Genomic DNA, 4,366 nt, shown 5'->3' on the forward strand with positions numbered 1-4,366 from the left:
TATCAATATATTAAAATTTGATATGGCTAAACAAGACACAATTGATATAATCAAGGCTAATGTATATGAAAATGAAAATAATGAAATAACAGGTCAAGGATTACAAGATACATTATTATATATAACTGAAGATTCTTATAATACATTTGCCCCTCAATCAACGACTTATACCAAGACAGAAACTGATGCAAAACTAAATTTGAAAGCAGATAAGGCAACCACATACACCAAGTCACAGATTGATGCAATGATTAATGCCAAAGAAAACAAAGGGGTATGTGTTGTAAATGGGAATAATCCTGATGGGGTTGATATTGTTGTGCCTCAAAGTGGAAGAAATACAGCCAATACTTCTATATCAATGACTCAAAATATTTTGACAATTGAAGCACAAAGTGCAACCTCTAATAAAGCTGCTAACAGAATTGAAATTACAGAAGATGAAATTGTATTAACAGGACAAAAAAATATATTGGATTCTACTTCTTATTACATTAAGAATAGGGTTCGTGGCATTGACCCTGTCAATGAGATTGCGACAGTGGGTGATATTCCTGATACTTCTAATTTTGTTTTCAATGGTGAAAACAATAAAGATGTAGCCATATCATCAACAGGGGATATGGCAGGTATTGCGTGGGTTGGTGGCTCACAAGGTGGCAATAGTATTGTATGTCACGCAGATGGTGTTACTATCGCAACCACAGAGCCAAATGATAATATTACACTTCAAAATATGAATGGAGGAAAGGCTTATTATGGTAATAGTTCTGAATCAGATAATGAGATTGCAACAATTGCAACAACAAATAAACCTCTGTCATATTATTATCATTTTACACCATTAGATTTAAATCATAGAAATATTGTATATGATGCAGAAGTTGTGAATACAACTAACTATATAACTATTAATAATATAGTTAATGGTGCTACTGCAAAGATTATAGTTTACACCAACAAAGATTGCAACATATATATCACAGGAGATAACATTATTAATGTAACTAATACTGACTTTAATTTGAAAGCAGGTCAATCAGAAATAATTGATTTAGTAGTTATAGATAATAAGGTCTATGTCACCTGCCATAAAGACCCATTACAGTCAGAAGTAATTGTTGAGTTTGATATACCAAGTGATAATTTTACTTTATCAAATCCTGTTACAATGACTAAATTATTGGATGCAAAAGGGTACGTTACTGTTGATTGGGGTGATGGGACAACTACAACAGCAGGGCAAGAATATGACAGATATTTGAATATCCCTGCACATACATTCTCTAAAAAAGGGACTTACAGGATTACAATTAATGACAATAACCATATAGTAAGGCATATTGCATTTAATAATCAATCAACTAAGGTATTAAGTGCAGTTAATAAATTTGAAATGTATGGTGTCACTGACTTGTCTAATTTTGGTGAAAACCAATTGAACCTGACAGAATTACCAAATGATTTTATTGCCCCTAATTTAGAACAGTCTGTTGATATGTTTTTCAATGCGAGCAACATAACATCAGTATCACCAACATTAATAAGCAGTTGGAAGAAAGCAACCAACATTAATTATCTATTGCAAAATACAGGTTTAACAAGTATTGATGTTGATTTTCTTCAAGGTTTGACAAATCTTGAATCTGTTACTACTGTTTTTGGGGGTACTTATGTACCAACAATCAGTAAGTATTATTATAGGAACTTGCCCAAATTAAAAAATGTTGGGGGACAATTCTATAAGCATAAAGTAGCACCAACAATTGAAGCAGATATGTTCTCATTATGCCCAACAGTTGAAAATATAGCATATTGTTTTGCTCAAAGCTATATAGATGAAATTCCACAGGGATTATTAGACCCATTGGTAAATTTGAAAAATGCAAGTAATTTATTTGCATACACCAACATTACTGATTATCCAAGTGACTTATTATATAAGAATACAAAATTGGAAAATGTAAGTTCAATGTTTAATGCAAGTAAACTTGCTGTTGTACACCCAAATACGTTTGATTATTGTCCAGATATTACAAATATGAGTAATTTATTTAAAATGAACCAAATAACAACAATACCATCTGATATATTTAAATACAACACAAAGGTTACAGATGTAGGTGGTATGTTCAATGATGCAAGAAATTTAGATACATTGCCTAATGGTTTACTTGAGAATATGCCTGATTTAAAAAATGTACTAGGAATGGTTAGGGTTACCAAAATAACAAGTATAGATAAAGATTTCTTTGTAAACAATCCCCAAATAACAAATGTAGACAGCTTGTTTGCTAGTTGTTATTATTTAACATCAATTCCTTTGGAATTATTTAGAAATCAAAATAATATATTGAGAAGTGATTTTATGTTTGAATATTGCACAAATTTAAATATGAATCTTGATGATTTTGTGTCAAATATCAATTTATCCAATGTGAGCAATGTAAATTATATGTTTAGACATTGTAATAAATTGACAGGTACAGGGCAATCATTAATTAATGCATTACCTGCAAATGTGCTACACAAAGAAGCATTAAGAAATTGCACATCATTAACTGATTATGATAGTTTACCATCTGATTGGAAGTAATTAATATAAATTGTATATGTAAGGGGCAACGTTCATGTTGCCCTTTCTTATTAATATCTAAATATCAATATCATAAATTGATATTAATGGCTAAAAAAGCAATAAATAATACAAAACTCTCATATACTACTGTTAAGCTGACAGACAATGTACCCACATACCCAACATTTAAAGTTGATACATCAAAAGGGTATGTGAAATTTGGTAAGGATAATAAATTTCCTCAATTCATTCTTGAGTTAAATGCTGCATCTTCTGTTAATAGTTCTATTATTAAATCTAAGATAACTTATAGTTGTGGTGCAGGCGTTGAAAGCACTAACAATAAGTATGTAGGTCAACCAAACCTTTACGAAGATTGGAATACATTTTTCGAAAAAATATTCACAGACTATATAATATTTGGCTCTTTCTCTTTTCAGATAATATTGAATGAGGATAATAAAAGTGTAAGCCTATACCATCAGGATTATTCAACTGTAAGGTGTGGTGAATATAATGAATTTGGGAGTATAACAGAATATTTCATATCTAATGATTTTTCAAAATCGAATGTTCAGCCAATAATATTACCATCGTGGGGTTCTGAAACCCCAACCAAAGGACAACCCTATTTATATGTGTATAACAGCTATATGCCTAACCTACCATATTATTCACTACCTGATTGGTATGGTGCAATAAATTATGTAGATGCTGATGGTTTATTGTCAAAATTCTATAATAATGCCATCAACAATAATTTTACACCATCTTCAATATTTTTGATGCCCTCAGACCCAAGTGATGAAGAAAAAGAAGCCTTTCAACGCAATCTAAATAATACATATAGTGGTGTCGATTCTGCCAATAATATATTAGTGCTTTGGAATCAATCAATAGAAAATCAAATGAAGATTGAGAAATTCCAAGCATCAGACAATGCAGATTTATATAATGCAGTGAATGATATTATAATGCAAAAAATAATGACAGCACATAGGTTAAGTTCTCCTACATTAGCAGGTGTATCAGGTAGTGGTAACTTATCTGGGAATGCCAACGAAATAATAAATTCTTATGTATTATTCTCGTACACTGTTATTCAGAATTACAGGAACAAGGTTTTAAATGTAATAAATCAATTTGTTAAAAGAAATTACGATTCTGAACTTACTATAATAGATTTACCAATAGTTGAAAAAATTAGGGAATTGGAACAACAAAAGGATGATGAAGAAATAATCGAAGAAATAAACGACAACATAAATGAATGAGATAGTATTAATTAATGAGAAACTACTTAAACAATATTCACCCATCACTGATAACACTGATGTAACTGAATTTGTACCATATATTTCAATTGCTCAGAAACTTTATATCAATGAAATTTTGGGTGTTGCATTATTATCTGAGTTGGAAGACCAAATAAAGAATAATACATTAACCCCTGAAAATGGTGATTTGATATTGAAGATTGCACCACCATTAGCAATGTGGACTGTCTATCAGGGTTTACCCTTCCATTGGTCTAAGATAAGTAATAAGGGTATCACATCATTAGAATCTGAAAACTCAAATGCTACAACACTTAAAGATGTAGGGCAATTGCGCCAATGGTTGAAAGATGATGCACAACTACTTACACAGCAATTAATTGATTTTTTGTGTGAGTGCAAAGAAAATTATCCTCTTTGGATGCCTGATATAGATTGTAAATGTAAGTGTGAAGATAAGAATGGTACAGGTAGTAATAAGATGAAATATAATAGTGGTATTACATTTTTA

3 protein-coding genes are annotated in these 4,366 nt (G+C 30.7%); all 3 read left to right on the forward strand.

Features of this window, described 5'->3' with window-relative positions:
• The first annotated feature begins 22 nt into the window (after positions 1-22).
• Complete coding sequence (locus D0T56_RS16405) at positions 23-2,596, forward strand: BspA family leucine-rich repeat surface protein (RefSeq protein ID WP_163321250.1); 2,574 nt, start codon at positions 23-25, stop codon at positions 2,594-2,596.
• Positions 2,597-2,682: 86 nt separating this feature from the next.
• Entirely contained in the window at positions 2,683-3,852 is a 1,170-nt protein-coding gene (locus D0T56_RS16410; protein WP_185153901.1) for a hypothetical protein, read from the forward strand.
• The coding region (locus D0T56_RS16415) for a hypothetical protein (RefSeq protein WP_185153902.1) at positions 3,845-4,366 on the forward strand (522 nt) is incomplete at its 3' end. The genes D0T56_RS16410 and D0T56_RS16415, both read left to right, overlap by 8 nt.

This window comes from Dysgonomonas sp. 520 (genome assembly GCF_010501095.1).
Lineage (GTDB): Bacteria > Bacteroidota > Bacteroidia > Bacteroidales > Dysgonomonadaceae > QVMP01.

What these genes read in the sequence shown, in the direction of transcription:
- D0T56_RS16405 (WP_163321250.1), top strand. Translation starts at nt 23, where the DNA reads ATGGCTAAACAAGACACAATTGATATAATCAAGGCTAATGTATATGAA.
- D0T56_RS16410 (WP_185153901.1), top strand. Translation starts at nt 2,683, where the DNA reads ATGGCTAAAAAAGCAATAAATAATACAAAACTCTCATATACTACTGTT.